General features: G+C 61.3%; 26 protein-coding genes. 15 read left to right on the top strand and 11 right to left on the bottom strand.

The window, feature by feature from the left end; all coding sequences use genetic code 11:
• Nucleotides 1-109 precede the first annotated feature (109 nt).
• The gene (locus tag QD336_RS04615; protein ID WP_269342143.1) at nt 110-739 is read left to right on the top strand and encodes a DNA-3-methyladenine glycosylase I; all 630 of its coding nucleotides are present in this window, start codon (nt 110-112) and stop codon (nt 737-739) included.
• On the top strand, nt 736-1,179 hold the full coding sequence (locus QD336_RS04610; RefSeq protein WP_269342145.1) for a hypothetical protein: 444 nt from the start codon (nt 736-738) through the stop codon (nt 1,177-1,179). Before QD336_RS04615 ends, QD336_RS04610 begins: the two co-directional genes overlap by 4 nt.
• A gap of 19 nt (nt 1,180-1,198) precedes the next feature.
• Here the strand turns inward: QD336_RS04610 and QD336_RS04605 are convergent, their stop codons facing one another.
• The gene (locus QD336_RS04605; protein WP_499169574.1) at nt 1,199-2,242 is read right to left on the bottom strand and encodes a YeiH family protein; all 1,044 of its coding nucleotides are present in this window, start codon (nt 2,240-2,242) and stop codon (nt 1,199-1,201) included.
• An 81-nt stretch (nt 2,243-2,323) separates the two neighbouring features.
• Here QD336_RS04605 and QD336_RS04600 point away from each other — a divergent pair, with 81 nt between their 5' ends.
• Complete coding sequence (locus QD336_RS04600; protein ID WP_137002951.1) at nt 2,324-3,241, top strand: LysR substrate-binding domain-containing protein; 918 nt, start codon at nt 2,324-2,326, stop codon at nt 3,239-3,241.
• Between the two features lie 100 nt (nt 3,242-3,341).
• Here QD336_RS04600 and copM read toward each other — a convergent pair whose 3' ends face one another.
• Nucleotides 3,342-3,716, bottom strand: a complete 375-nt coding sequence (gene copM, locus QD336_RS04595) for a CopM family metallochaperone (RefSeq protein WP_499169573.1) — start codon at nt 3,714-3,716, stop codon at nt 3,342-3,344.
• A 207-nt stretch (nt 3,717-3,923) separates the two neighbouring features.
• Here copM and QD336_RS04590 point away from each other — a divergent pair, with 207 nt between their 5' ends.
• On the top strand, nt 3,924-4,238 hold the full coding sequence (locus QD336_RS04590) for a hypothetical protein (RefSeq protein ID WP_499169571.1): 315 nt from the start codon (nt 3,924-3,926) through the stop codon (nt 4,236-4,238).
• Here QD336_RS04590 and QD336_RS04585 read toward each other — a convergent pair.
• From QD336_RS04585 to relB, 3 genes are read right to left on the bottom strand one after another with little or no spacing between them, the layout of a single operon-like run.
• Nucleotides 4,211-4,975 carry a hypothetical protein gene (locus QD336_RS04585; RefSeq protein WP_499169570.1) on the bottom strand — a complete coding sequence of 255 codons (765 nt, stop codon included), beginning with the start codon at nt 4,973-4,975 and terminating at the stop codon, nt 4,211-4,213. The two genes, QD336_RS04590 and QD336_RS04585, sit on opposite strands and share 28 nt — an antisense overlap.
• Before the next feature lie 6 nt (nt 4,976-4,981).
• On the bottom strand, nt 4,982-5,251 hold the full coding sequence (locus QD336_RS04580; RefSeq protein WP_269342156.1) for a type II toxin-antitoxin system RelE family toxin: 270 nt from the start codon (nt 5,249-5,251) through the stop codon (nt 4,982-4,984).
• Nucleotides 5,235-5,468: a type II toxin-antitoxin system RelB family antitoxin gene (relB, locus tag QD336_RS04575; RefSeq protein WP_003503188.1), complete on the bottom strand. Its 234-nt coding sequence runs from the start codon at nt 5,466-5,468 to the stop codon at nt 5,235-5,237. The genes QD336_RS04580 and relB overlap by 17 nt, the downstream gene beginning before the upstream one ends.
• A 157-nt stretch (nt 5,469-5,625) precedes the next feature.
• On the opposite strand from relB, the gene hisS reads away from it, so the two are divergent.
• Genes hisS through hisG form a run of 4 tightly spaced genes read left to right on the top strand, consistent with a single transcriptional unit; the run spans nt 5,626 to nt 9,352 of the window.
• Nucleotides 5,626-7,149, top strand: a complete 1,524-nt coding sequence (hisS, locus tag QD336_RS04570; protein ID WP_499169569.1) for a histidine--tRNA ligase — start codon at nt 5,626-5,628, stop codon at nt 7,147-7,149.
• Nucleotides 7,150-7,153: 4 nt separating this feature from the next.
• Entirely contained in the window at nt 7,154-7,522 is a 369-nt protein-coding gene (locus QD336_RS04565) for a VOC family protein (protein WP_499169567.1), read from the top strand.
• Between the two features lie 16 nt (nt 7,523-7,538).
• Entirely contained in the window at nt 7,539-8,663 is a 1,125-nt protein-coding gene (locus tag QD336_RS04560) for an ATP phosphoribosyltransferase regulatory subunit (protein ID WP_269342161.1), read from the top strand.
• Nucleotides 8,660-9,352, top strand: a complete 693-nt coding sequence (hisG, locus tag QD336_RS04555; RefSeq protein ID WP_269342162.1) for an ATP phosphoribosyltransferase — start codon at nt 8,660-8,662, stop codon at nt 9,350-9,352. Before QD336_RS04560 ends, hisG begins: the two co-directional genes overlap by 4 nt.
• A gap of 64 nt (nt 9,353-9,416) precedes the next feature.
• Here the strand turns inward: hisG and QD336_RS04550 are convergent, their stop codons facing one another.
• The 4 genes from QD336_RS04550 to groES all read right to left on the bottom strand — a co-directional run bounded on the left by QD336_RS04550 (nt 9,417) and on the right by groES (nt 13,335).
• Nucleotides 9,417-9,863, bottom strand: coding sequence for a DoxX family protein (locus tag QD336_RS04550; protein WP_269342164.1), 447 nt, complete (start codon nt 9,861-9,863; stop codon nt 9,417-9,419).
• A gap of 156 nt (nt 9,864-10,019) precedes the next feature.
• Nucleotides 10,020-10,454, bottom strand: a complete 435-nt coding sequence (locus QD336_RS04545; protein ID WP_499169564.1) for a hypothetical protein — start codon at nt 10,452-10,454, stop codon at nt 10,020-10,022.
• Nucleotides 10,455-11,330: 876 nt separating this feature from the next.
• Nucleotides 11,331-12,965 carry a chaperonin GroEL gene (gene groL / locus QD336_RS04540; protein ID WP_269342168.1) on the bottom strand — a complete coding sequence of 545 codons (1,635 nt, stop codon included), beginning with the start codon at nt 12,963-12,965 and terminating at the stop codon, nt 11,331-11,333.
• 73 nt (nt 12,966-13,038) lie between these two features.
• Nucleotides 13,039-13,335: a co-chaperone GroES gene (groES, locus tag QD336_RS04535; protein WP_003522946.1), complete on the bottom strand. Its 297-nt coding sequence runs from the start codon at nt 13,333-13,335 to the stop codon at nt 13,039-13,041.
• 504 nt (nt 13,336-13,839) lie between these two features.
• Between groES and QD336_RS04530 the strand changes: the two genes are divergently transcribed.
• The 4 genes from QD336_RS04530 (at nt 13,840) to QD336_RS04515 (ending at nt 19,729) form a co-directional block, all read left to right on the top strand.
• Nucleotides 13,840-14,688 (top strand): TIGR01459 family HAD-type hydrolase, encoded by an 849-nt coding sequence (locus QD336_RS04530; RefSeq protein ID WP_499169563.1) that lies wholly within the window; start codon nt 13,840-13,842, stop codon nt 14,686-14,688.
• 32 nt (nt 14,689-14,720) lie between these two features.
• Nucleotides 14,721-15,701: a bifunctional riboflavin kinase/FAD synthetase gene (locus QD336_RS04525; protein ID WP_499169562.1), complete on the top strand. Its 981-nt coding sequence runs from the start codon at nt 14,721-14,723 to the stop codon at nt 15,699-15,701.
• 281 nt (nt 15,702-15,982) lie between these two features.
• Nucleotides 15,983-18,886, top strand: a complete 2,904-nt coding sequence (gene ileS, locus QD336_RS04520) for an isoleucine--tRNA ligase (RefSeq protein WP_499169561.1) — start codon at nt 15,983-15,985, stop codon at nt 18,884-18,886.
• A gap of 201 nt (nt 18,887-19,087) precedes the next feature.
• Nucleotides 19,088-19,729 (top strand): hypothetical protein, encoded by a 642-nt coding sequence (locus tag QD336_RS04515; RefSeq protein WP_269342175.1) that lies wholly within the window; start codon nt 19,088-19,090, stop codon nt 19,727-19,729.
• 52 nt (nt 19,730-19,781) lie between these two features.
• On the opposite strand, the gene QD336_RS04510 is transcribed toward QD336_RS04515, so the two are convergent.
• Nucleotides 19,782-20,240, bottom strand: a complete 459-nt coding sequence (locus QD336_RS04510) for a nucleoside deaminase (RefSeq protein ID WP_499169560.1) — start codon at nt 20,238-20,240, stop codon at nt 19,782-19,784.
• 71 nt (nt 20,241-20,311) lie between these two features.
• Here QD336_RS04510 and QD336_RS04505 point away from each other — a divergent pair, with 71 nt between their 5' ends.
• From QD336_RS04505 to QD336_RS04495, 3 genes are all read left to right on the top strand, one after another.
• A complete protein-coding gene (locus QD336_RS04505) occupies nt 20,312-22,300 on the top strand; it encodes a pseudouridine synthase (protein ID WP_499169559.1) in 1,989 nt (662 codons plus the stop codon).
• Nucleotides 22,281-22,838 (top strand): 16S rRNA (guanine(966)-N(2))-methyltransferase RsmD, encoded by a 558-nt coding sequence (gene rsmD / locus QD336_RS04500; RefSeq protein WP_269342181.1) that lies wholly within the window; start codon nt 22,281-22,283, stop codon nt 22,836-22,838. The genes QD336_RS04505 and rsmD overlap by 20 nt, the downstream gene beginning before the upstream one ends.
• Before the next feature lie 89 nt (nt 22,839-22,927).
• A complete protein-coding gene (locus QD336_RS04495) occupies nt 22,928-23,854 on the top strand; it encodes a patatin-like phospholipase family protein (protein ID WP_269342183.1) in 927 nt (308 codons plus the stop codon).
• Between the two features lie 101 nt (nt 23,855-23,955).
• Here the strand turns inward: QD336_RS04495 and QD336_RS04490 are convergent, their stop codons facing one another.
• A complete protein-coding gene (locus QD336_RS04490; protein WP_499169557.1) occupies nt 23,956-25,782 on the bottom strand; it encodes a monovalent cation:proton antiporter-2 (CPA2) family protein in 1,827 nt (608 codons plus the stop codon).
• Nucleotides 25,783-25,896 lie beyond the last annotated feature (114 nt).

The following is a 25,896-nucleotide window of genomic DNA, read 5'->3' as shown; positions in this document are numbered from 1 at the left end:
AGGAAAGCTGGATTTAAGGTTAGCGCCCGGTTTTGAAACGTGGTGAATGAGTGGTAAGCGCGCAGGTTCACACCACCTGCGGGTGGGAGCGAAAAGGGATTGTCAGCGGATGAGCGAAGCGGGACTTGAAACGGGCGCGGATGGCCGCGTGCGGTGTTTCTGGCAGCAGGGGTTGGAGGATTACAGCCGCTATCACGACGAGGAATGGGGTTATCCCGTGACTGACGATCGCCGCCTGTTCGAGAAAATCTGCCTGGAAGGTTTTCAGTCCGGGCTTTCCTGGCTCACCGTCCTGCGCAAGCGCGAGGCGTTCCGGCTTGCCTTCGCCAATTTCGAGTTCGAAAAAGTGGCGGAGTTCGGCGAGGCCGATATCGAGCGCTGTCTTGCCGACAAGGGCATCATCCGCCATCGCGGCAAGATCGTTTCGACTATCAACAATGCCCGCCGTGCCATGGCGCTGCGCGATGAATTCGGTTCGCTCGCGCGTTATTTCTGGGGTTTCGAACCCGCCGCCGCAGAAAGGCCGCAAAGGCTGGACTATGCGACGTTAAGGGCCAACCCCACCAGCGCTGCTTCCATTCGCCTTTCCAAGGATTTGAAGAAGCGGGGCTGGACCTTCGTCGGCCCGACGACCGTCTATGCATTCATGCAGGCCATGGGTATGGTCAACGATCATATCGAAGGCTGTCATTGCCGCCAGCCGATAGAGGCAATGCGGCGGGAGTTTGTACGTCCATGAAGGTAACTTCCCTTCTTCTGGCGCTCACCATGGCCACCGCCGCCGTGCCGCATCCGTCTTTTGCGGAAAGCCGCAATGTCGACGGCATCTGGCTCGATGACGGTGAGAGGCTGAAGGAAGTGGCCCTGCCGCCGACCGGGCCATTGAAACTGGATGGCTGGACGCGGCGCGGGCGCGGCGATGTCTATCGCCTGAAGGTCAAGGCAGGGCAGACGGTGAAGGTCGAGCTTGCCGCCTCCAGCGAATTCGTCCTGATGGCGATCTTCGATTTTTCAACTCCGGATGAGGACGCGATCTTCTTCAGCGATTCCGAAGGCAAGACCGCGACCCTGACGCCGAAGGCGGATACGGAATGGTTGATCCGCCCGACGCTGATTCTGGGTTCGCCGCGCCGCGGGCTCGGCGCGCACTACACGCTGACGGTCAGCACCGGGAAATAACGGGCTTTCTGTCCCAGGCTCAGGCTGCCTGCGTGAGCGCGATCAGGCCGAAACTCAAAACACCCAGCAGCACAAGCGACAGGCTGGCGGCGACGATGACCTTGCCGCCGGCATGGCGAAGGCTGCGAATATCGACCGACAGTCCCAAAGCCGCCATCGACATGATGGTGAGGATGTTGGAGAGCGAGGCGACCGGAGAAAGCAGCACTTCGGGGATGAGGCCGAAGGACCGGGCCATGATCATCAATATGAAGCCGATGATGAACCACGGAACCATCTGCTGCAGCTTCAGGCGTCCCTTGTCGGACCGGCCGTGGATGACGGAGAGGGTGGCGATGACGGGCCCCAGCATCAGCACGCGGATGAGCTTGACGATGGTGCCGGTCTGCACGGCAATCGCGCCGAGCGGGGCGGTGGCGGCCAGAACCTGCGGCACGGCATAGACCGTCAGGCCGGCGAAGATGCCGTATTGGGTGGCGTCGAGCCCAAGCAGCTGCGGCAGGAAAGGCATCAGCAGCACGGCGGCGACGCCGAGAACAGCGGTGAAGGCAATCGAGGCCGCGACATCTTCCGGTTTCGCGCCGATGGCGGGCGCGGCGGCTGCGATGGCCGAATTGCCGCAGATGGAATTACCGCAGGCGATCAGCGTCGCGAGCTTGGGTGGCAGTCCCAGCATTCGCCCGGCGGCATAGCTGACGACCAGCGACAGGGCGACGATCAGCGCGATGCCGCCGATCAGCAAACCGCCTGCGCCCTTGAGGATGGAAAGACTCAGGGATGCGCCGAGAAGCGCCACCGCGATTTCAAGCAGGGTCTTGGCACTGAACTTGATACCGGCCGAGGCGACCGCCGGCAGCGACACCAGCGAACGCAAAAGCGTGCCGATCAGAATGGCAAGCACGAGATCGCCAAGCCACGCGTGGCCCGCAAGCCGCACCTGAAAACGCTCCGCCAGAATGGCAGCGCAACTGACCGCCGCGCAGAGGAGAATTCCCGGTAGAAGCGGGGTAAGCCAGCGAAGCGAAAACTGAAAGGGATGGGTGAGGGTGCGATGTTGTGCCATGGGCCGACAATGCCGCAGCCGCCTGTTTTATTCTATCAAATAATATGGCATATATCGTTCGATAAAATCGAATGATAAGCCATGACCTTCGAACAACTCCGTATCTTCATCGCCGTCGCCGAACGCGAACATCTGACACGCGCCGCCGAAGCCATCGGCCTCACGGCTTCCGCAGTCAGTTCCGCCATCAAGAATCTCGAGGCCTTTTATAATGTCGAGCTGTTTCATCGCGTTGGCCGCAACATCGAGCTGACCGAAAGCGGCCGGGCTTTTCTGGGCGAGGCCAAGGCGACGCTGGCGCGTGTGCGCAATGCGGAACTGATTCTCTCCGAAATGGGCGGACTGACGCGCGGGGAAATCACCGTCTGCGCCAGCCAGACCATTGCAAGCTATTGGCTGCCGCCGATCCTGATGCAGTTCAAGAAGCTTTATCCCGGTGTGACCGTCCGGCTCGATATAGGCAATACCAAGACGGTGACGCAAGCGGTGCTGGATGGTCTGGCGGAGGTCGGATTCATCGAAGGCAGAATCGACGAGCCGGCACTGATGGTGCAGCCCGTCGTGTCCGACAAGCTTCTGGTCGTCACCGGTTCGGCCCACCCTTTCGCCGACGGCCGTTATCTCACCGCGCTCGACATACTTTATGGCACCTCATGGGTTCTGCGTGAGCAGGGCTCTGGCACCCGCTCCGCCTTCGAGGCAGCGGTGCGGCAGATGGGGGTGGATCCCGGCGAACTGTCCGTCATGCTGGAACTGCCGTCCAATGAGGCGGTGGTGATGGCGGCACGTTCCGGCGGCGCGGCGACTGCCGTCTCCGCCTCGGTGGCATCCCTGTTCCTGCGGCAGGGTTTGCTGGTCCGCGCCGGCATCGATCTGCCGGCACGCAATTTTGCTTTGCTGCGCCACAAGGAGCGCCATACCAGCCGCGCGGCAATGGAACTGGAACGTCTCAGCCGGGCGGCATCGGAGGATTACAAGGCCGGCCTTGCGGGGTTGTAACAGAGTGGCGAGTGGGATGGGCGGCGCTCGCGCCGTTGCCATTGGAGGGCAAGGTCGCCGGAGAAGCGCCGAAGCCGGCGCTCCCCTTCAACAATAGCAATCACTTGCCCTTGGACTTCAGCCAGGCCTTCATCATGGCGATTTCGCCTTCCTGGGCCTTGATGACCTCTTCGGCCAGTTTCCGGATTTCCGGATCCTTGCCATATTCCAGCTGGACCTTGGCCATATCGATCGCGCCCTGATGATGCGGGATCATGCCGCGCACGAAATCGACGTCGGCATCGCCGCTATAGTCGATGGCCATATCGCCATGCATCTTCTTGCTGGCCTCCATGAAGGCCTTGGTGGACGCAGTTTCGCCGGCGTCGCTTTTCGACATGCTGTGCCCGGCATGGCCGCCCGCCTCCTGTGCGAAAGCGGGCATGGCGAGGGCGGTGGCGAAACCGGCGGCGAGTGTGATGGTTTTGATAGACATGGATTATCCTTCCTGTGTCTGACGGATTTTTCGATAGGTTGATTGAAAAATCTGCGGTCAGGCGCGGGGAGGCGGCAGCAATGGCGCGGAAGCCTTGCCGTTGAAGACGATACCGCGCTGCGGTTTCGGATAGGAGAAGGTGATCTTGCCGCTATCGGCAAACACCATTCGAGGCACCACGATCAGGCAGGTAGCGCAGGATCCGGGATGCGCGGCGTCATCACCATGCGGACAGCAACCCGTGCCTGCTTTATGAGCGGTATTTTTCCCGTGCGTTTGAAGATTGTCGTCCGGATCGGCCGAATGATGCGAATGGGCATCGTCATGTTTCATTGGCGCGTGCGGGGAAGCAGCCACGCCCGTGGCTACCGGCATGCTCATCGCCATCTGCACCGGCATCGCGCCGAAAAGCAGGCAGGCAAGAAACATCAATGTGCGAACCGCCCGAGACATGCGCTGAATTTACCGCGGAAATTATGGAATAAGCATGACGTTCAGGTGAGTTCGCGCGCAATGACGTGATGCACGATGCGATAGTCCCTGCTTTCCTCCCCGAAGGGTGCGAGCGGCCAGTCCCATGCGGCGACAGGCGAGGCAATCTCGATACCGTGCAGCAGGTCCTGATGCTGCTGAGGGCTGCCATCCTTGCCGATGACATCGAAGGCGGTGTCCGTAACCAGACAGACCTTGCAGGGCAGGCCGGTCAGCGCATCGAGATGCGTCTGAATGAGCCTTGGCAGAAGATCGTCCGGCGCATTCGCGATCTTGTCCCGCTCCAGCCGGTGCTGCGCCCCGGTGCCGATCTGCGACAGGAGGTTGGCCGAGACAACGAGATCGAGATAGGGCACGCGCCGCAGGAAATCGAGCGGTTCCGCCGGCTTGCCGGCCATCAGGTCATCGAAGCCGGATAGATCGCGATTGGCGATGCGGACGTTCTTTTTGGCATTGAGCCGCAGCTTCGCCTGCACGCTGGCGAGATGCACCAGATCGACCAGAACGACGGTATCGAACATTGCCACCAGCGCCTCATGGGGCACATCCCGCAACAGACCGGACCCCAGTACAACGGCTGTCCGCCTCTGCTTCAGCTTTCTCGCCGATTGCAGCACGAATTGCCGGCTGTTGTTTTCATGCTCCGCCCAGTCGGCGGCGCAGCGATTGGCGCGCGCCCAGAGGTTGACGGAATAGCGGACATACCGCTGGAATTCTTTCGGCGTGACCGCGCGCGTGGCGGCATATTGCAGGGCTTCGAGGATCATGAATGCCTAACGGTAAATTTCACGGCGATGGCCGATTTCGACCACCAGAACGACCAGCTTGTGGTCCTGTATATCGCAGATGATGCGGTAATCGCCCACCCGGTAGCGCCAGAAATTTCCGAGTTCGGAGCCTTGCAGCGCTACGCCGGTTCTGCGGGGGTTGTCGTCCTGGGCAACGCGGTCCGTCAGAAAGGAAACGATGCGATTGGCATCGCTCTTCGTCAGCTTGCCCAGTTGCTTGATGGCATTTCGCTGGAATTCAATTCTCCAGATCAAGATCGCGCATCACTTCTTCCAGAGTATAGGTGCGCTCCTTATTGGCGATGCGTTGCCGTGTCGCCTCTTCGGCAAGATAGAGGTCTTCCATATCCTCGATATGTTTCTCGATCGCCTCACGGATATAATAGGCGGATGTGCGGCCCGTGCGCTCAGACAGAGCCTTCAGCCGCTCATAGGTCTCGTCCGGCAGGCGGATGGCCGTCTGTTTGCTCATGGGTCACGTCCTTTCGGATACAAAATGGGATACACGTATCCCATATAGCATCGCATGCCTCGTGGTGCCAGTAGAACCGCAGCCTTTGCGGCTTGCCGCACAGGGCTTCATCCTCTAATACACCGGCATAATTTCAGGAAAATATCGGATCGGCATCATGAGCGAAAAAGCAAAAAAGCCTCAGAAACTGAAAGCCCGCCTGCCGCGTGGCTTCGTGGATCGCTCGGTTGCCGATATCCATGCCACCAATGAGATGATCGAGAAAATCCGCAAGGTCTATGAGCTTTACGGCTTCGATCCGATCGAGACCCCGCTGTTCGAATATACCGATGCGCTTGGCAAGTTCCTGCCCGACAGCGACCGCCCGAACGAGGGCGTGTTTTCGCTGCAGGATGACGACGACCAATGGATGAGCCTGCGTTACGATCTCACCGCGCCGCTTGCCCGCCATGTCGCGGAAAACTTCAACGAAATCCAGCTGCCCTACCGCACCTATCGCGCCGGTTACGTGTTCCGCAATGAAAAGCCCGGCCCCGGCCGTTTCCGGCAGTTCATGCAGTTCGATGCCGATACAGTCGGTGCTTCCGGCGTGCAGGCGGATGCCGAAATGTGCATGATGATGGCCGATACGCTGGAAGCGCTCGGTATCGCGCGGGGCGACTATGTCATCCGCGTCAACAACCGCAAGGTGCTCGACGGTGTCATGGAAGCCATCGGCCTCGGCGGCGAGGACAATGCCGGTCGTCGCCTGAATGTTCTGCGCGCCATCGACAAGCTCGACAAGTTCGGCCCTGAAGGGGTGAAGCTGCTGCTCGGCCCCGGCCGCAAGGATGAGTCCGGCGATTTCACCAAGGGCGCGGGTCTTGGCGAGGAGCAGATCGAAAAGGTTCTGTTTTTTGTTGGCATCAGGGACTATGCGGCAAGCGCCGATGATCTCGCGAAACTGGTCGCCGGCACCTCCAAAGGCGAGGAAGGCGTCGATGAGCTGAACACCATCGGCGCTCTGGTCACCAGTGCCGGTTACGATGCGACGCGCATCAAGATCGACCCCTCGGTCGTGCGCGGCCTCGAATATTACACCGGCCCGGTCTACGAGGCCGAGCTGACCTTCGACATCACCAACGAAAAGGGCGAAAAGGTCGTGTTCGGTTCGGTCGGCGGTGGCGGCCGTTATGATGGCCTCGTTTCGCGCTTCATGGGCCAGCCGGTTCCCGCCACGGGCTTCTCCATCGGCGTTTCGCGCCTGATGACGGCGCTCAAGAACCTTGGCAAGCTCGGTCAGGTCAAGCCGCTTGCTCCCGTTCTCATCACCGTCATGGACGGTGATGTGGAGAGCATGGGTCGTTACCAGCGCTTCACACAGGCGTTGCGCGCCGAGGGCATCCGCGCCGAAATGTATCAGGGCAACTGGAAGAAATTCGGCAACCAGCTGAAATATGCCGATCGCCTCGGTTCCCCCATCGCCATCATCCAGGGCGGTGACGAGCGCGCCGAAGGCGTGGTGCAGATCAAGGACCTGATCGAAGGCAAGCGCCTCTCCGGCGAGATCGAGGACAATGCCAGCTGGCGCGAGGCGCGCGTGGCGCAGGTCAGCGTGCCCGAGGCCGAACTGGTGGCGAAGGTCCGCGAGATTCTGGAGCATCAGGCAGAGGACGTTCGCCGCGCCGCCGAAGGGCGCTGAGGCCATGGCGATCCTTGCGCTCGATCATCTTCAACTGGCGATACCGGCTGGCCGGGAAGAGGAAGCGCGCGCCTTTTACGGTGGCCTGCTCGGTTTTATGGAGCAGGCCAAACCCGCCAATCTGGCTGCGCGCGGCGGTTGCTGGTTTGCCTGCGGCCCGATAAAACTGCATCTCGGCGTCGAGCAGGATTTTCGGCCGGCGCGGAAAGCCCATCCGGCCTTTCTGGTCGATGATCTGGCAAGCTTGCGAAAAACACTTGAAACAGCAGGCTGCCATGTGGTTGAGGATGAGCCGCTTGAAGGGTATCACCGGTTTTATGTCCATGATCCCTTCGGAAACCGCATCGAAATGATGCAGCCGCTCGAACCGTGACGAAAAGTACCGTTCCATGCCCCTGATCGACATGCCGGAATTTGCCGGAGAGCTACTGGAAGAATTCGCCGCGCGCCGCACGAGCCGCGTGAACACGCCTGTCATCCAGCCCGCCGAACCGTTTCTGGATATGGCCGGCGAGGATTTGCGCCGCCGTATCTTCATGACGGAAAGCGAAACGGGTGAGAGCCTGTGCCTGCGCCCCGAATTCACCATTCCCGTCTGCCTGCGCCATATCGAGACGGCGACTGGCACGCCGAAACGGTATTCCTATATCGGCGAAGTGTTCCGCCAGCGCCGTGAAGGTGCGAGCGAATTTTACCAGGCCGGCATCGAAGACCTTGGCGATACCGATATCGCTGCCGCCGATGCCCGTGCCGTCATCGATGCGACTGCCATTTTGCGGCGCCTGCTGCCCGGCCGGCCGCTTGCCGTCACGCTGGGCGACCAGCAGGTGTTTGAAGCCGTCGTCGCCGCGCTCGGCCTGCCGCTCGGCTGGCAAAAGCGGTTGGTGCAGGCTTTTGGCGATATGGCGCAGCTCGACGCGCTGCTGGAAAGCCTCGTGCATCCGAAGCCGATGACGGGGCTGGACGCACGGGTCGCCGGCCTGCTGGCGACGGGCGAGGAGGCGGTGCTGGTCGAGTATCTCGATACGGTGATGCAGGAAACCGGCTATTCCACCAATGCCAGCCGCTCGCCGCAGGAAATCGCTCGCCGCCTGCGGGAAAAGCTCGCGCTTGCCGCCACGCGCCTGCCGGATGAGAGCTTCGCGCTGCTCAAGCAGTTCCTCGCCTTGAAGGCGCCGCTGGCGCAGGCCTCGCAGGTTCTGGCCGACTTCGCCGCAAAGGCAAAACTGAAGCTGGACGGTGCGCTTTCCGCTTTCGACAAGCGCGTCGCGGCGCTCGCCAATGCCGGTGTCGATCTTGAGGCCGTCACCTATGGCGCTGCCTTCGGTCGTCCGCTCGATTATTATACCGGCCTTGTCTTCGAGGTGGTGGAAGCCGGCGGAGACAGCGTTCTGGCCGGTGGCGGTCGTTACGACCGGCTGCTGACCCTGCTCGGCGCACAGGAAAAAATACCGGCCGTGGGCTTTTCGCTCTGGCTGGATCGCATCGAAGCGGTGCGTGGGAGCAAGCCATGATTACCATCGCATTGCCCTCCAAGGGCCGGATGAAGGAAGACGCCTCCGCCGTTCTGGAACGTGCGGGGCTGAAGGTTGCGGCTGTCGGTAACGACCGCTCCTATCGCGGCCGCATCGAAGGGCGCGACGATATCGAGATCGCCTATCTGTCGGCCTCCGAGATCGCCCGCGAAATCGGCGCCGGCACGGTGGATTTCGGCGTGACGGGTGAAGACCTGGTGCGCGAGGGGCTGACCAATGCCGATGCGCAGGTGGAATTCTGCGCCCGCCTCGGTTTCGGCCATGCGGATGTCGTGGTTGCAGTGCCGGAGATCTGGCTGGATGTGGACAGCATGGCTGACCTTGGTGATGTCGCCTCGGAGTTCCGCGCTCGCCATGGCCGCAGACTGGCCATCGCCACAAAATACTGGCGGCTGACGCAGCAGTTCTTTTCGCGCCAGCACGGCATCCAGCTTTACCGCATCGTCGAAAGCCTTGGCGCGACCGAAGGTGCGCCGGCGGCAGGGCAGGCGGATATCATCGTCGATATCACCTCCACCGGCTCGACGCTTAAGGCCAATCACCTCAAGATTCTCTCCGACGGCATCATCGTCCGGTCTGAAGCCTGTTTCGTCCGCGCCCGCAAGCCGGAACATGAAGCCGACGCGGCGGTCGAAGAGATCGCAGCGCGCATAAGGGCGGCGGTCTGACGCGATATACATAAAAAAGCCGCCGGATCGCTCCGGCGGCTTTTTTGTTGGTCTGTCCCTGGCTTCAGGCGTGGGCCACAGCCGCGCCACGCTTGGCGTCGACGGAATAGGCGCCGGGGCCGAAGGTTGCGAGCAGGATGTAAGCGCCGGCAAGGGTGATGTTCTTCACCATCATGATGCCGTTCAGCGTATTGATCCAGCCAAGAGCCGGCTCAGGCCAGCCGGGAACGGCAACGGTGCCGCTGTGGAAAACCAGACCGGTGAAGACGCAGAAGACGGCAAGCGCCCAAGCGGCGACTTTGGTCTGGAAACCAACGAGAATGGCAAGACCGGCAACGAGTTCGAACAGGCCTGCGAGATAAGCAAGCACGGTTGTGGCGGGCAGGCCGGCGCCGGCGATCATGCCGGCGGTGCCGGCCGGATCGACGAGCTTGCTGAAGCCAGACGAGATGAAGATGAAGGAAAGCAGGATACGAGCGATGAGAACGAGCACGTTCTGGCTGCTGGACATGGATATCTCCGGTAAATGATCGGCGGTGTCGCCGGTTGAGCTGCAAGGCAATGTCTGGAGACATCAATGACTGAAAATCATCTGCTCATAAAGATGAACAAGAGAAGACAAATTGTCTTCATTTTGTGAACGATCTTCGGTGCCGGGCGACAATAGTCAGGCGGCGAAGCGGATATCTTCGAAACGCGGAAACAGGAAAAGCCCGGATATGCGCCCCTGCTGGCCATCTTCGAAATCAGACGATTCACCCATGCAGATGACCGGTTGCCGCATTGCCGGCAGAAGGAAGAGGCTGGTTGAAAAGCAGAAGCGCGAAGGTGCGGTGGACGCCTGCTCGAAAAGCTCCAGCACGCGGGCGTGGTCGCCGCGATCGTAGCAGCGGACGAGGCTGAGCAGACCGCATTCGCCCGGCGGCAGGCCATGCATGAAAGATGCATGTTCGCCAAGCCGGATGACACCGCTCGAAAGATCGCTGCTCCACTCCTCCGAAATGAAGAAATGCGACAGGGTGCGGGGATCGGGTGCGGTCGTCACGGCCGCAGGCAGAGCATTGTTGCGTCTTGATATTTCGAACAAATCGCGCCCCCGCATGAACACATGCCAGCGCCGCTGTTGCAAGCGTCGCCGCAGGTTGAACCTTTACCGCCACCCGCCGTCGAACGTATCTGCCAGGCATCGAAACCCCTTCAATGCCTGTCGTCCTGTCGCGGAACCCTCAGGGGGCTGACTTATAGTTTATTTTCCCCTGCCTACAACAACCGCTCAGTGAGAAAATCAAAAATATTATGTATTTCTTCTTCAAAATCGCGAGACATGGGAAAAAACACAACTAAATAGCGCACTTATAGGCCATCCGGAGTGAAAATCGGCCCCCTGTGGGGTGGTGATTCGCTCGTGGTTGTGTCTCATTATTGCATGGTCCGCCCCAAAATAGCCGGATAAAATCACGCTTGTTCCAAAACGGGACAATATTTGGATGTGTCCGCTTTCGGCCTTCAGAATTATGCAACCTATTGATTTCGCGAAGCATCTCTCTCGCCGGGTGCAAATTCTCTCGACGTCATCCTCGGCCTTGTGCCGAGGATCTAATCACGTTGAATAAAATCAAGACGTGGCAGATCCTTAGGGCAGGCCCGAGGATGACGGCGGCATGATTGGCGTAACTCGTCGTCCTGTCGGACGACGCTGCTCATCGTGGTGTGCGCTGCAATCGCAAAAGCCTGGTCCAATTAGGGCTTCGCGTCTCTTCGAAAAACTCAAACCGGACAGCAGCAATCATGCAGGGGGCGACAAAGAAAAAGGGCGATCCGAAGACCGCCCTTTCGTAGTTCCGGTGACAGGACTGATTGGAAGTCCATGCCGCCCGTCTGGTGCGCTTGCAGCACCAGGCCACTCAGAGGGCATGGGCGGCTACGAAAAAAGGGCGATCCGAAGACCGCCCTTTCGTAATTCCGGTGACAGGACTGATTAGAAGTCCATGCCGCCCATGCCGCCGCCCGGCATTGCCGGCATCGCGGATTCCTTCTTCGGAAGCTCGGCGATCATGGCTTCGGTGGTGATCAGCAGCGAAGCAACCGAAGCTGCGTTCTGCAGAGCCGTGCGGACAACCTTGACCGGGTCGACGATTCCGAGCTGGATCAGGTCGCCATATTCGCCGGTCTGGGCGTTGTAGCCGTAGTTGTCTTCGTTCTTTTCGAGGATCTTGCCAACAACGATGGAAGCTTCGTCACCTGCGTTGTCTGCAATCTGGCGAACCAGAGCCTGCAGGGCGCGGCGGATGATGTTGATACCGGCTTCCTGGTCGTCGTTTTCACCCTTTGCGGTGATCTTCGTGGACGAACGCAGCAGAGCCACGCCACCGCCCGGTACGATGCCTTCCTGAACGGCAGCGCGCGTCGCGTTGAGAGCGTCGTCGATGCGGTCCTTCTTTTCCTTCACTTCGACTTCCGTCGAACCGCCGACGCGGATAACGGCAACGCCGCCAGCGAGCTTGGCAAGACGCTCCTGCAGCTTCTCGCGGTCGTAGTCGGAGGTGGTTTCTTCGATCTGGGCCTTGATCTGGGCAACACGGCCTTCGATGTCGGACTTCTGGCCGGCACCGTCAACGATCGTGGTGTTTTCCTTGGAGATCGAAACCTTCTTCGACTTGCCGAGCATGTCGAGGGTAACGTTTTCGAGCTTGATGCCGAGGTCTTCGGAAATGACGGTACCACCGGTCAGGATGGCGATGTCTTCCAGCATGGCCTTGCGGCGGTCGCCGAAGCCCGGAGCCTTGACGGCAGCGATCTTGAGGCCGCCACGCAGCTTGTTGACGACGAGCGTTGCAAGAGCTTCGCCTTCGACGTCTTCAGCGATGATGACGAGCGGCTTGCCGGTCTGAACGACAGCTTCGAGAACCGGCAGCATGGCCTGGAGGTTCGAGAGCTTCTTTTCGTGCAGGAGGATGTAAGCGTCTTCGAGGTCCGCAACCATCTTTTCCGGGTTGGTCACGAAGTAGGGCGACAGGTAGCCGCGGTCGAACTGCATGCCTTCGACGACTTCGAGTTCGGTTTCAGCGGTCTTGGCTTCTTCAACGGTGATGACGCCTTCGTTGCCGACCTTCTGCATTGCTTCAGCAATGTCGAGACCGATCTGACGTTCGCCGTTTGCGGAGATCGTGCCGACCTGCGCAACTTCTTCAGACGTGTTGATCTTCTTGGCCTTGGCCTGAAGGTCCTTGACGACTTCAGCAACGGCCAGATCGATACCGCGCTTCAGGTCCATCGGGTTCATGCCGGCAGCAACTGCCTTGGAACCTTCGCGAACGATGGCCTGGGCCAGAACCGTTGCGGTGGTGGTGCCGTCGCCGGCGATGTCGTTGGTCTTGGAAGCGACTTCGCGAACGAGCTGTGCGCCCATGTTCTCGAACTTGTCTTCCAGTTCGATTTCCTTGGCGACCGAAACGCCGTCCTTGGTGATGCGCGGAGCGCCGAAGGACTTGTCGATAACGACGTTACGACCCTTCGGGCCGAGGGTGACCTTTACTGCATCAGCAAGAACGTCGACGCCCTTGAGCATCTTTTCGCGCGCTGTGCGGCCGAATTTTACTTCTTTGGCTGCCATGTTCAAAACTCCTGGTTTCGAATGGCCGGAACGGGTCCGGCTTGAAATTTAAGGAAGGACGGGTCCGGCCAGATCAGCCGATGATGCCCATGATGTCGGCTTCCTTCATGATCAGAAGGTCTTCGCCGTTGAGCTTGACTTCGGTGCCCGACCACTTGCCGAACAGAACGCGGTCGCCAGCCTTGACGTCGAGAGCGACGACCTTGCCGGACTCATCGCGTGCGCCGGAACCGACGGCGACGATTTCGCCTTCCTGCGGCTTTTCCTTGGCAGTATCGGGAATGATGATGCCGCCCTTGGTCTTGGCTTCGGATTCAACGCGACGAACGACGACGCGATCGTGAAGCGGGCGGAAATTGGTGCTTGTCATTGCCTAATCCCTCGATCAAATGACTTCACGAACCTTCAGAGGCTCGCGTGATGGGTGTTAGCACTCTTCTTGTTTGAGTGCCAGCGAAGCCGAGATAAGGAGGCCTTCTGCCTGAGTCAAGAACGGCCTGTCGGAAAAATTTCATGGCTTATGGTTATCAGCGTTCCATGACAGAAATTTCAGATGGCCGGGCGGAGGGTCAAACTAGGCGTCAGGGCGATGGCAGAATCTGAAAAGGGCGCTGCCGTCATCTTTGGGCCTGTCCCGAGGGTCTATCCCCATCAAATAAAATCAATAGGTTGCAGATCCTCGGGACAGGCCAGAGGATGACGGCGTGTGTGAGGCGAGGTGGGTCTACAACATTGGCGCGGTGAAGCTGACCTTTCGAGGCTCGGTTATTTTCGGGTGCGGCGGGGAGACGCTCCGCCCCGCTTTTTTCCTTGCCATCGGCGTCCCGCTTTGCGATGTGACGCTCACCCTTTTCTCGCAGCCGGAAAGCATCTCATGGCCCATCGCATTCTCACCCTCGGCGAAATCACGGCAGGGTTCGACGTTATTCTGTCGGATGTCTGGGGCGTGCTGCATAATGGCGTCAGCGCCTTTCCGGATGCCGCTGTTGCGCTGCGGGAAGCGCGCAAGGCCGGCAAGACGGTGGTGCTCATCACCAATTCACCGCGTCCCGCTCCCGGCGTCATCGACCAGCTTCGCGTTCTCGGCGTGCCGGATGAGGCCTATGACCGCATCATCACCTCTGGCGACGTCACCCGCGGCCTGATCGCGGAAGGCCCGAGAAAGGTCTTCCTGCTCGGCCCGGAACGGGATTTGCCGCTGCTCGACGGTCTCGATGTCGAGCGCGTCGGCGAGGCGGAAGCGCAATCCGTGGTCTGCACCGGCTTCTTCGATGACGAGACGGAGACGCCCGAGGATTATACCGAAATGCTCAAGGGCTTCATTGCCCGTAACGTGCCGATGATCTGCGCCAACCCCGATCTGGTGGTGGAGCGCGGTGAGCGCATCATACCCTGCGCCGGCGCCATGGCCGCTTATTACGAACAGCTCGGCGGCGAAGTCCGCATTGCCGGCAAGCCGCATGCGCCGATCTATGACGCCTGCCTTGCGGCGGCCAAAGAGGTGCGCGGCGCCTTCGCCAGGGATCGTGTGCTCGCCATCGGCGACGGCATGCCGACGGATGTGAAGGGCGCGATTGCGAGCGGCCTCAACCTTCTTTATATCAGCGGCGGCATTCACGCCGCCGAATATACGCTGAACGGCCAGACGGATGAGGCGCTTCTCAACGCCTATCTCAAGGGGCAGGGCGCGGCTCCCGGCTGGTGGATGCCCCGTCTGGCTTGAGGAATAGCTGGCGTAGGAATGGATCGATTGCCATGACCGTCTTTCACCGCAATGAAAAAAAGGAACCGCTGCCGGAAGCTCTGCGCGGCGGCGTCATCGCCATCGGCAATTTCGATGGCGTGCATCGCGGCCACCGCGCGGTTCTGGATCGTGCGCTGGAACTGGCGGAAGCGCGCGGCGTCCCCGCGCTGGTTTTGACCTTTGAACCGCATCCCCGTTCCGTCTTCCGTCCCGATACGCCGGTCTTTCGCCTGACACCCGCGCCATTGAAGGCGCGCATCCTTGAGGCCATCGGTTTCCGCTCCGTCATCGAATATCCCTTCGATCGGGAGTTTTCGCAGCGCTCGGCGGAGGAATTCGTCCAGTCCATCCTGGTCGACTGGCTTCACGCCAGTGCCGTCGTCACCGGCTTCGATTTCCATTTTGGCAAGGGCCGCGAGGGCGGCCCGGCCTTTCTGATGGCGGCCGGCAAGCGCCATGGCTTCGACGTGACGCTGGTGGATGCCTTCCGCGACGAGGGTGCGGATGTCGTCTCCTCCAGCCGCATCCGCTCGCTTCTGTGCGAGGGTGATGTGGCGGGTGCAGCGGGCCTGCTCGGTTATCGCTTCACGGTGGAGAGCGAAGTCATTGGCGGCCAGAAGCTTGGCCGCACATTGGGTTACCCCACCGCCAACATGGCGCTGGCGCCGGAGACGGAACTGAAGGCGGGCATCTATGCCGTGCGCTTCCGCCGCCCCGACGGTTCGATCCACGATGGCGTGGCGAGCTTCGGTTACCGCCCGACGGTGACGGAGAACGGCGCGGCGCTGCTCGAAACCTTCGTCTTCGATTTCTCCGGCGATCTTTACGGTGAGGTCTGTTCGGTGTCCTTCTTCGGGCATCTGCGCGACGAGCTGAAATTCGAAGGTCTCGAACCGCTGGTCGCGCAGATCAGGCGCGATGAGGAAGAGGCGAGGGCGATGCTTTCCGGCGTGCGGCCACTGAGCGAGGTGGACGCGAAGATCGCGTTTTGAGCGGGCGGGGATGGCAGGGCCGTATTCCGGCCCATATTGCTGTCGCTTTTCTCTTCCTTTTTGCTGGAAAACCGCATAAACAACCGGCCATGTCCCAATACCGGTTGCTGTTTACAGTTCAGATTGGCCGAATTATTGGCCCGGCCTTCCGCCCGCTCTGAAGAGCCGGAAGGTCCGGGATTTTGGCGCTTGTCACGGCATTTGTGATGGCGCTTTCCGAATTTGCCCTCTTTAGCAATTGAGATGGCGCGGCCGACACGGCGCGCAACAACGGTACGATTATGAGCGACACCGCAGAAAAACTGGATTACTCCGCCACCCTCTATCTGCCGCAGACGGATTTTCCGATGCGCGCCGGCCTGCCGCAGAAGGAACCGGAAACGGTGAAGCGCTGGCAGGAAATGGGCCTCTACAAGAAGCTTCGCGCTTCCGCCGCCGGCCGCGAAAAATTCGTGCTGCATGACGGCCCGCCCTATGCCAATGGCAATATCCATATCGGCCACGCGCTGAACAAGATCCTGAAGGACGTCATCACCCGCTCGTTCCAGATGCGCGGTTACGACGCCAATTATGTGCCGGGCTGGGATTGCCACGGCCTGCCGATCGAATGGAAGATCGAGGAAGCCTACCGCGCCAAGGGCAAGAACAAGGACGAAGTTCCGGTCAACGAATTCCGCAAGGAATGCCGTGACTTCGCGGCCGGCTGGATCAAGGTTCAGTCGGAAGAGTTCAAGCGCCTCGGCATCGAGGGCGACTTTGAAAACCCCTATACGACGATGAACTTCCACGCCGAAGCCCGCATCGCTGGCGAACTGCTGAAGATCGCCCGGACCGGCCAGCTTTATCGCGGCTCGAAGCCGGTCATGTGGTCGGTGGTTGAGCGTACGGCGCTGGCGGAAGCCGAAGTCGAATATGCCGATGTCGAGAGCGACATGATCTGGGTGAAGTTCCCGGTTGTGGATGCGGCTTCCGCGTTCTCCGGTGTCTCCGTCGTGATCTGGACGACCACGCCGTGGACCATCCCCGGCAACCGCGCCATCGCGTTTTCGTCACGGGTCGAATACGGCCTCTACGAAGTCGAGAGCGCTCAGAACGATTTCGGCCCGCAGCCGGGCGAAAAGCTGATCTTTGCCAAGAAGCTGGCCGATGAGGCCGCGGCCAAGGCGAAGCTGACCTTCAAGCTCGTTCGCGACGTAAAAAGCGAAGAACTGGCCGCCATCACCTGCGCCCATCCGCTCGCATCGCTGGGTTACGATTTCCCGGTTCCGCTTCTCGATGGCGATCACGTTACCGACGATGCCGGTACGGGTTTCGTGCACACGGCGCCCAGCCACGGCCGCGAGGACTTTGACGTCTGGACCGCACATCAGCGCGAGCTGGAAGCGCGCGGCGTCTCCCCGGCCATCCCGTTCCCGGTTGGCGATGACGGTTTCTACACCGAGGATGCCCCCGGTTTCGGCCCGTCCGCCGAAGGCGGTGCTGCCCGTGTGATGGATGACAACGGCAAGAAGGGCGATGCCAACGAGCGTGTCATCAAGGCGCTGATCGCGGCAAACAACCTGTTTGCCCGTGGCCGCATGAAGCACAGCTATCCGCATAGCTGGCGCTCCAAGAAGCCGGTCATCTTCCGCAACACGCCGCAATGGTTCGTCTATATGGACAAGGAACTGGGCGACGGCACGACGCTGCGTTCGCGTTCGCTGAACGCCATCGATGCGACCCGCTTCGTTCCGGCCTCCGGCCAGAACCGCCTGCGCGCCATGATCGAAGGTCGGCCCGACTGGGTTCTGTCGCGCCAGCGCAGCTGGGGCGTGCCGATCGCCGTCTTCGCAGACGAGAAGGGTGAGGTTCTGGTCGACGAGGCGGTCAACGCCCGCATCCTCGAGGCTTTCGAGGCCGAAGGCGCGGATGCCTGGTTCGCCGAAGGCGCCAAGGAGCGTTTCCTCGGCAATGACCACGACCATGCCAAGTGGCTGCAGGTCATGGACATCCTCGACGTCTGGTTCGACAGCGGCTGCACCCACACCTTCACGCTGGAAGACCGCCCGGACATGAAGTGGCCGGCGGATGTCTATCTCGAAGGCTCCGACCAGCATCGCGGCTGGTTCCACTCGTCGCTGCTCGAAAGCTGCGCGACGCGTGGCCGTGCGCCTTACAACGCCGTTGTCACCCATGGTTTCACCATGGATGAGAAGGGCGAGAAGATGTCCAAGTCCAAGGGCAACGTTGTCTCGCCGCAGGAAGTCATGAAGGATGCCGGCGCGGATATTCTGCGCCTGTGGGTCATGACCACCGACTATTGGGACGACCAGCGCCTCGGCAAGGCCATCATCCAGACCAATGTCGATGCCTATCGCAAGCTGCGCAACACCATCCGCTGGATGCTCGGCACCCTTGCTCACTACAAGGGCGAAGAGATCGCCTATGACGATCTGCCGGAGCTGGAAAAGCTGGTGCTGCACCGCCTGTCCGAGCTGGATCAGGTCGTGCGCGAAGGTTATGACGGCTTCGAGTTCAAGAAGATCGCCCGCGCGCTGGTGGATTTCGCCAATGTCGAACTTTCGGCCTTTTATTTCGACGTTCGCAAGGACACGCTTTATTGCGACGCGCCGTCGTCGCTGAAGCGCCGGGCGGCGCTGTCGGTTATCGCCAAGCTGTTCGATTGCCTCGTTTCGTGGCTGGCGCCCATGCTGCCCTTCACCACGGAAGAGGCGTGGCTGTCGCGTTTTCCGGATGCGGAATCGGTGCATCTCGTCCAGTTCCCGGAAATCCCGGCGGAATGGAAGAACGACGCGCTCGAAGCAAAGTGGGAAAAAATCCGCAAGGTCCGCACGGTCGTCACCGGCGCGCTGGAAGTCGAGCGCCGTGAAAAGCGCATCGGTTCCTCGCTTGAGGCGGCACCCGTCGTCCACATCGCCGATGCCGATCTTCTGGCGGCGCTGAAGGGGCAGGATTTCGCCGAAATCTGCATCACCTCGGCCATCACCGTGGTGGGCGATGAAGGCCCGGCCGATGGCTTCCGCCTGCCGGAAGTTGCAAAGGTCGTGGTCGAGCAGAAGCTGGCGGAAGGCGTGAAATGCGCCCGCTCCTGGCGCATCACCACAGATGTCGGCTCCGATCCGGACTATCCGGAGGTTTCCGCCCGCGATGCGGCCGCGCTGCGCGAGCTTGCAGCCCTCGGATGATCCGAAGCTGCGCATCGTTCCTGTCGAAACCCGATTCCGGGTTTCGGGCCGATGCGCGATGAAAATGACCGGATGAATTGCGCTTTGCCTCTTCATCCGGTACACCTGCCTGAAAATGGCCGGATTTGCAGGGCAATGCGGGCTGCCGCCTGCCGAAAGACGATGTCTGGCGAAGTGGGACGGACGGCTGGAAGGGTTTCAATGAAGACGATGCAGGGTAATGCGCAGGGTTTGGGCATGTTTCGCACGGTTGTGGGCGTCACGACGATAGGCGTGTTGCTCGGTGCCTGCACCAGCCCGACCTATGGTACGGGCAAGACAGCGGCGGAACAGCTTGTCGACGATCTCGGCAACGCGACCTCGATCACCGGCAATGACCAGGAAAAGCGCAACCTGAAATACAGCCCGCGTCCGGGCCTCGTCGTTCCCGCCCAGGCCCGTGCCGAACAGTTGGCCACGCCGCAGCAGAACATGGCAAGCCGCGAAAACAATCCGCAATGGGTCGAATCGCCGGAAGAAACCCGCGAACGCCTGCGCGAAGAGGCGGACGCCAACAAGAACAACCCGCATTACCGCTCGCCGCTGCTCGCCGGCAACGGCACCGCCGGCCAGATGACCGAAAGCCAGAAATGGGAAGCCTTCCGCAAGGCCAAGGCCGATGCCCAGGGTGGCTCCGTCGTCAACGCCCAGCGCAAGTTCCTCACCGATCCGCCGGTTGAATATCGCAGCGTCCCGCAGGATCAGCTGACCGATCTCGGCGAACCGGAGCAGAAGAAGGAAAAGCGCCGCAAGAAAGAAGCGGCAGTCGCAAACACCGGCAAGAGCTGGTGGAACCCCTTCTGATAAAATGACGGGCTGATGGCCTGCGGGAAAGCGTGTGCCTCCCGCCGGCCGCTTAGTCGTCGAGACGTTTCTCGCGGAAGAATTGCCTCAGGATTTCAGCACTTTCGGTTTCTGCCAGCCCGGAATAGACGTCCGGTGCATGGTGGCAGGTCGGCTGGCTGAAGAAGCGCACGCCACTCTCCACCGCGCCGCCCTTCGGGTCTTGCGCGCCGTAATAGAGCCGGCGGATGCGGGCAAATGAAATCGCCGCCGCGCACATGGTGCAGGGCTCCAGCGTAACATAAAGATCGGCGCCGGGCAGGCGTTCCTGTCCCAGGGCCTCGCAGGCCATGCGGATCACGGCGATTTCGGCGTGAGCCGTCACATCGTTCAATTCACGGGTGCGATTGCCGGAACGGGCGATGACGCGGCCGTCCAGAACCAGCACGGCGCCGATCGGAACCTCCTGCCGCTCGCCGGCGGCACGGGCTTCCGCAAGCGCCAGTTCCATGAAATGCGTCCTTTCGGCCATTGCGTTTCAATTTCCTCTTAACCCTTGTGCTTGGACCTGATAGGACAGCCCAAACAACAGGCAAACAGCAAATGACTTTTAAAGACAAGCCGAAGCGTGACGGCGGCAAGACATTTAGCCGCGACAGGAAGCCGAAAGGCCCTGGCAAGCCCGCCGCCGAGCGCGAAAAGAAACCAGCCGAGGCAACGGCAGCTCCGATGCCGGAAACCGTTGGCGGCGCCAAGCCCGAGCGCATTTCCAAGATCATGGCGCGCGCAGGTGTGGCTTCGCGCCGCGATGTCGAGCGGATGATCATGGAAGGCCGCGTGTCGCTGAACGGCGTCTTGCTGGATACGCCAGTGGTCAACGCCACGCTGTCAGACAAGATCGAAGTGGACGGCATGCCGATTCGCGGTGCGGAGCGCACCCGCCTGTGGCTTTACCACAAGCCCGCCGGCCTGGTGACGACCAATTCCGACCCGGAAGGTCGCCCGACCGTTTTCGACAATCTGCCGGGCGAGCTGCCGCGCGTGCTTTCCATCGGCCGTCTCGATATCAATACCGAAGGCCTGCTGCTGCTCACCAATGACGGTGGCCTTTCCCGCGTGCTGGAGCTGCCGACCACCGGCTGGCTGCGCCGTTACCGCGTGCGCGCCCATGGCGAGGTCGATCAGGCAGCACTCGACAAGCTGAAGGACGGCATTGCCGTCGAGGGCGTGCTTTATGGCGCCATCGACGCGACGCTCGACCGCACGCAGGGCCACAATGTCTGGATCAGCATGGGCCTTCGCGAAGGCAAGAACCGCGAAATCAAGAACGTGCTCGGCGCGCTGGGTCTCGAGGTCAACCGCCTGATCCGCGTTTCCTACGGCCCGTTCCAGCTTGGCGATCTGGCCGAAGGCAAGGTTCTGGAAGTGCGCGGCCGCATGCTGCGCGACCAGCTCGGCCCGCGTCTCATCGAACAGGCCGGCGCCAATTTCGACGCGCCGATCTACAATACGCCCGTTGAGGACGAAGAAGACAACGCGCCGAAGCGGCCCGTGAAATCCGAATGGGCAAAGAGCGATGCGCCGGAAGGCAAGCCGCGCTTTGAAAAGACCGGCGGCAAATCCGAGGATCGCCGTGAAAAGGCGCTCGGCCGCCTCGATACCAAACGTGGCGACAAGCCAGCCGGCAAGTTCGGCTCCAAACCCGCCGGAAAATTTGGCGCCAAGGGCCGCAGCGAGGAAGATGGCGACGACCGCCGTCCACGCCAGCCCGCCGGCACCAGCCGCACGGCCAATGTCTGGATGGCGCCCGGCGCGAAGCCCACCCGTGACGGCAAGGAACGCAAGTCTTCCGCCCGCGCGGAGGCCGAAAATCTCTTCAAGAAGCCTTCCGCCCAGGACGAAGCGCGCCGCAACGTCGTGAAGCATGCGGATGCCGAGGGCGAGTGGATCCGTTCGGATTCCCCCCGTGAAGAAGAGGGTGGTCGCGGACGCGGCGACCGTCCGCGTGGCGAAAAGAGCTTTGGTGATCGTGGTGGACGCGGCGGAAAGCCGTTCGGCGACCGGCCATTCCGCGACAGGCCGCGTGAAGACGGTGATCGCCCGCGCAGCGACCGTCCGCGCGGTGAAAAGAGCTTCGGTGACCGCCCGGCACGCGGCGGCAAGGCTTTCGGCGACCGGCCGTTCCGTGACAAGCCGCGCGAAGAGGGTGACCGCCCCGCACGCGGCGAAAAATCCTTCGGCTTCCGGGACCGTCCCCGTGAGGAGGGCGATCGCCCACGCGGTGAGAAACCCTTCGGCGACCGGCCGTTCCGCGACAAACCCCGTGAAGAGGGCGATCGTCCGCGTGGCGAAAGGCCCTTCGGAGACAAGCCGAGAGGCGGCAGGCCTGGTGGAAAACCGGGTGGCCGGCCGGGATCGGGCAAACCATCCTTCGGAAAATCGGGTGAGCGTGGTGAACGCTCCGGCTTTTCCGGCAAGGATAAAGGCGCTGGCGGCAAGGGCCCCGGCGGTAACAAGCCGGGCGGCAAAGGCCCGGGTGGCAAACCTTCTGGAGGCAGGGGAATGACACGTAATGCGGATCGTAGGCGGTGAGTTCCGCGGCCGGACACTGGCCGCGCCGAAATCGAATTCCATTCGTCCAACCATCGACAGGACGCGGGAAAGCCTCTTCAACATTCTGAGCCACGCCTATCCGGAAAGTCTGGATGGCACGCGCGTTCTGGACGTTTTTGCCGGAACCGGCGCGGTGGGGCTGGAAGCCCTGTCGCGTGGCTGTCGCGTGGCGCTCTTCGTCGAAAACGGCGTCGAGGGCAGGGGGCTGCTTTGGGAAAATATCGATGCGCTGGGTCTGCATGGCCGCGCCCGCATTTTGCGGCGCGATGCCACCAAGCTCGGCGGCGTCAATAATATCGAGCCCTTCGATCTTCTCTTCGCCGATCCGCCCTATGGCTACGGCCACGGCGAGAAGGCTTTCGCGGCAGCCCATGGCGGTGGCTGGCTGAACCCCGGTGCGCTCGCCATTCTGGAAGAGCGCGGCGATGTGGCGGTCAAGGTCGAGCCCGTGTTCAAGCTGCTCGAAAGCCGGATTTTCGGCGATACGAAGATGCATTTCTACCGCTACGAGCCCTGACGGGAACCACCTTCCCGTCACGCCACGGTCTTGTCTTGTTTGCGCAATAGGCAGAGTCCTTACCGTGGTAACCTTTTTGGGTGTTTCGCATGGAGCAGGCTGGCAACGAGAGCGTCACGATCGTCCGCGCCGGGGAGGAAGTCCTCAAGGGCGATGGCGGGAGCGGCCATGAGCCGACCTTCGGACTGGCGCTCGGCGGCGGCGGCGCGCGTGGCATCTGCCATATCAACGTCGTCGAGGCGCTGGATGAACTCGGCATCCGGCCCGTGATGCTCTCCGGTTCCTCCATCGGCTCCATCATCGGCGCTGGCATGGCGGCAGGCATGTCGGGCCGCGAAATCCGCGACTATACGCTTGAACTCATGGGCCGGAAGGGCTCGGTGGCCAACCGGCTCTGGAGCCTCGGTCCCGCATCGATGCGCCATGCCGCCCATGGTTTTCGCCTTGGCCAGTTCAATCTCGAACTCATCCTTCATGCCCTGATGCCGCAGGCCTTGCCGAAGGATTTTTCTGAGCTCGCCATCCCGTTGAAGGTGATAACCACCGATTATTACGCCCAGACCGAAGTGGTGCTGGAAAGCGGCGAGATCATCCAGGCGCTGGCGGCATCCGCCGCCATTCCGGCGTTGTTCATGCCGGTGCGTATCGATGGCCGCATCATGATCGATGGCGGCATCTTCAATCCGGTGCCCTATGAACATCTGCTGGATCACGCCGATATCGTCATCGGCGTCGATGTGGTCGGCGGCCCGGAAGGTGACGGCACCACGATGCCGAACCGGCTGGACAGCCTGTTCGGCGCCAGCCAGTTGATGATGCAGGCGGCGATTGCCCTGAAACTGAGGCTGCGCCCGCCGCATATCTTCCTGCGCCCGCCGGTGCACCGTTTCGGCGTGCTGGATTTCTTGAAGTCGGAAGAGGTGCTGAATGCTTCCGCCAGCATCAAGGACGATCTGAAACGGCAGATCGACATGCAGGTGGAGCTGTTTCATCGCGGGCAGGGCGTGGAGGCCTGAGCGTTATATCCTGAACGGAGCGAGCGGGTGCCCATCGCTTCTTCTCCCCGGCCGGGAGAAGAAACAGGCGGCGCGCTCCCGGCTACGACCCCAAACTCAATTCACAGCGAAACTTCCGTCTCGCTATCCTCCGCATCTTCCTCTTCCCGCTTCTCCGCCTTGTTCTTCGGTTTCATCAGCGGTTCCGGTTTCACCTCGCGAACCGGCTTGTTGTGCAGCATCTGCCGTCCGGCGGCGAGGCCTTCGACGGCCTGAAGCTCCAGCCGCTGTTCGTCGCGTTCGCGGATGTCGTCGGAGATGGCGAGCGCCCTTTCGCCATCCATATCAAGCCCTTCCAGAATGCGCCTGCCGAACAGCAGGCCGGATTCCAGTGTCTCGCGGATTTCATATTCCACGCCCTTCTTTCTGAGGTCGAGGGAATGCACGCGGTCATAGGAGCGGGCATAGATGCGTACGCTTGGGAAATCCGTCTGGATCATGTCGATGATACGGTCGGTGACTTCTTTCTTGTGGGTGCAGACGGCCACCAGATCGGCCCGCTCTATGCCGGCGGCGATCAGCACATCCTTGCGGGTGCCATCGCCGAAAAAGATGCGGAAACCGAAGCGGGCGGCCTGGCGCACACGGTCGGCGGAACTGTCGATGACAGTCACGTCGCGTCCGCCGGCGAGAAGAATCTGCGAGGCGATCTGGCCGAAACGGGAAAAGCCGATCATCAGCACATCCGCGCCCGCCCCGTCGAAATCCTCCTCCAGCTTGTCCTCTTCCGCATCCTCCGCCGTCAGCCGCCGTGAAATTACCGCGAGAACCGGCGTCAGCGCCATGGAAAGCGTGACGACGGCAACGAGGATAGAGGCCGTGGCCTGGGGAAACAGCCCGGAGGCCGCGGCCGTGGTGAAGAGGACGAAACCGAATTCGCCGCCCTGCGCCAGAAGCAGCGCGATGCGGCTCGATGCATAACGCGAGGAACCCGCAATGCGGCAGAGGCCATAGATCAGGGCTGCCTTCACCGCCATCATCACCGGCACGGCGATCAGGATGAGGACGATGTGCTCATAAACGATATGAATGTGCAGCGACATGCCGACGGCCATGAAGAACAGCGCCAGAAGCAGGCCACGGAACGGCTCGATATCGGCCTCCAGCTCATGCCGGTAGGAGGATTCCGACAGCATCAGCCCCGCCAGCAATGCCCCCATGCCCATGGAAAGCCCGACCGCTTCCATGATGGCGGCAGCGCCGATGACGACGAAAAGCGCAGCCGCGATCATCACTTCCCGCGCACCCGTGCGGGCGATGATCTGGAACATCGGCGTCAGAAGATAGCGCCCGGCCAGTACCATGCCCGCCACCGCGACGATGGAGGCGATGAGATCGGATATCATCGAATCCGTCGGCACATCCGGGCGGTTGGAAAGAATGGTGACGAGGGCAAGAAGCGGCACGATGGCGAGATCCTGAAACAGCAGGATCGAGAAGGAGCGGTTGCCGTGCCGGGTATTCATGTCGCCGTCATCGGCGAGGATCTGCAGCGCGAACGCGGTGGAGGAGAGCGCAAGGCCGAAACCCGCAACCACGCTTCCCCGCCAGTCGATCAGCTCGGCCCACCAGGCAATCGCCGCCAGCACGCTGCCGGTCACCAGCACCTGTGCCAGACCGAGCCCCAGAATATCGCGCCGCATCTGCCAGATGCGCGAGGGCTTCAGTTCGAGACCGATGATGAAGAGCAGGAAAACGACACCAAGTTCCGAAACGTTGAAGATGTCCTTCGCATCCGTGACGAGGTGCAGGAAAGGGCCGATGACGATGCCCGCCACCAGATAACCGAGCACGGTGCCGAGACCGAGTTTGCGGAAAATCGAGGCGGCAACGACCGCGCCCGCCAGAAGCAGCAATGGTTCGGAAAAGAGAGCATCGTGCTCAGTCATGCGGGCGAACTTTCGAATAGGGTGGCGACAAAGCCGTCCGGAAGGAGAAAGCGGCGTTTCGCCCTTGATGCGGGGTTGCTGGCACAATAAATGGAACTGGAATGAAAGGCCAAC

Source organism: Rhizobium sp. BR 250 (assembly GCF_047445855.1).
Classification (GTDB): Bacteria; Pseudomonadota; Alphaproteobacteria; order Rhizobiales; family Rhizobiaceae; genus Agrobacterium; species Agrobacterium tumefaciens_I.
Note: the sequence above shows the minus strand (reverse complement) of the source record. Positions and strands in the feature narration are given on the sequence as shown.

Bases quoted from the DNA above. Each gene is read 5' to 3' on its own strand.
- QD336_RS04615 (WP_269342143.1), top strand. From the start codon at position 110: ATGAGCGAAGCGGGACTTGAAACGGGCGCGGATGGCCGCGTGCGGTGT.
- QD336_RS04610 (WP_269342145.1), top strand. From the start codon at position 736: ATGAAGGTAACTTCCCTTCTTCTGGCGCTCACCATGGCCACCGCCGCC.
- QD336_RS04605 (WP_499169574.1), bottom strand. From the start codon at position 2,242: ATGGCACAACATCGCACCCTCACCCATCCCTTTCAGTTTTCGCTTCGC.
- QD336_RS04600 (WP_137002951.1), top strand. From the start codon at position 2,324: ATGACCTTCGAACAACTCCGTATCTTCATCGCCGTCGCCGAACGCGAA.
- copM (WP_499169573.1), bottom strand. From the start codon at position 3,716: ATGTCTATCAAAACCATCACACTCGCCGCCGGTTTCGCCACCGCCCTC.
- QD336_RS04590 (WP_499169571.1), top strand. From the start codon at position 3,924: ATGCGCGGCGTCATCACCATGCGGACAGCAACCCGTGCCTGCTTTATG.
- QD336_RS04585 (WP_499169570.1), bottom strand. From the start codon at position 4,975: ATGATCCTCGAAGCCCTGCAATATGCCGCCACGCGCGCGGTCACGCCG.
- relB (WP_003503188.1), bottom strand. From the start codon at position 5,468: ATGAGCAAACAGACGGCCATCCGCCTGCCGGACGAGACCTATGAGCGG.
- hisS (WP_499169569.1), top strand. From the start codon at position 5,626: ATGAGCGAAAAAGCAAAAAAGCCTCAGAAACTGAAAGCCCGCCTGCCG.
- QD336_RS04565 (WP_499169567.1), top strand. From the start codon at position 7,154: ATGGCGATCCTTGCGCTCGATCATCTTCAACTGGCGATACCGGCTGGC.
- QD336_RS04560 (WP_269342161.1), top strand. From the start codon at position 7,539: ATGCCCCTGATCGACATGCCGGAATTTGCCGGAGAGCTACTGGAAGAA.
- hisG (WP_269342162.1), top strand. From the start codon at position 8,660: ATGATTACCATCGCATTGCCCTCCAAGGGCCGGATGAAGGAAGACGCC.
- QD336_RS04550 (WP_269342164.1), bottom strand. From the start codon at position 9,863: ATGTCCAGCAGCCAGAACGTGCTCGTTCTCATCGCTCGTATCCTGCTT.
- QD336_RS04545 (WP_499169564.1), bottom strand. From the start codon at position 10,454: ATGCGGGGGCGCGATTTGTTCGAAATATCAAGACGCAACAATGCTCTG.
- groL (WP_269342168.1), bottom strand. From the start codon at position 12,965: ATGGCAGCCAAAGAAGTAAAATTCGGCCGCACAGCGCGCGAAAAGATG.
- groES (WP_003522946.1), bottom strand. From the start codon at position 13,335: ATGACAAGCACCAATTTCCGCCCGCTTCACGATCGCGTCGTCGTTCGT.
- QD336_RS04530 (WP_499169563.1), top strand. From the start codon at position 13,840: ATGGCCCATCGCATTCTCACCCTCGGCGAAATCACGGCAGGGTTCGAC.
- QD336_RS04525 (WP_499169562.1), top strand. From the start codon at position 14,721: ATGACCGTCTTTCACCGCAATGAAAAAAAGGAACCGCTGCCGGAAGCT.
- ileS (WP_499169561.1), top strand. From the start codon at position 15,983: ATGAGCGACACCGCAGAAAAACTGGATTACTCCGCCACCCTCTATCTG.
- QD336_RS04515 (WP_269342175.1), top strand. From the start codon at position 19,088: ATGAAGACGATGCAGGGTAATGCGCAGGGTTTGGGCATGTTTCGCACG.
- QD336_RS04510 (WP_499169560.1), bottom strand. From the start codon at position 20,240: ATGGCCGAAAGGACGCATTTCATGGAACTGGCGCTTGCGGAAGCCCGT.
- QD336_RS04505 (WP_499169559.1), top strand. From the start codon at position 20,312: ATGACTTTTAAAGACAAGCCGAAGCGTGACGGCGGCAAGACATTTAGC.
- rsmD (WP_269342181.1), top strand. From the start codon at position 22,281: ATGCGGATCGTAGGCGGTGAGTTCCGCGGCCGGACACTGGCCGCGCCG.
- QD336_RS04495 (WP_269342183.1), top strand. From the start codon at position 22,928: ATGGAGCAGGCTGGCAACGAGAGCGTCACGATCGTCCGCGCCGGGGAG.
- QD336_RS04490 (WP_499169557.1), bottom strand. From the start codon at position 25,782: ATGACTGAGCACGATGCTCTCTTTTCCGAACCATTGCTGCTTCTGGCG.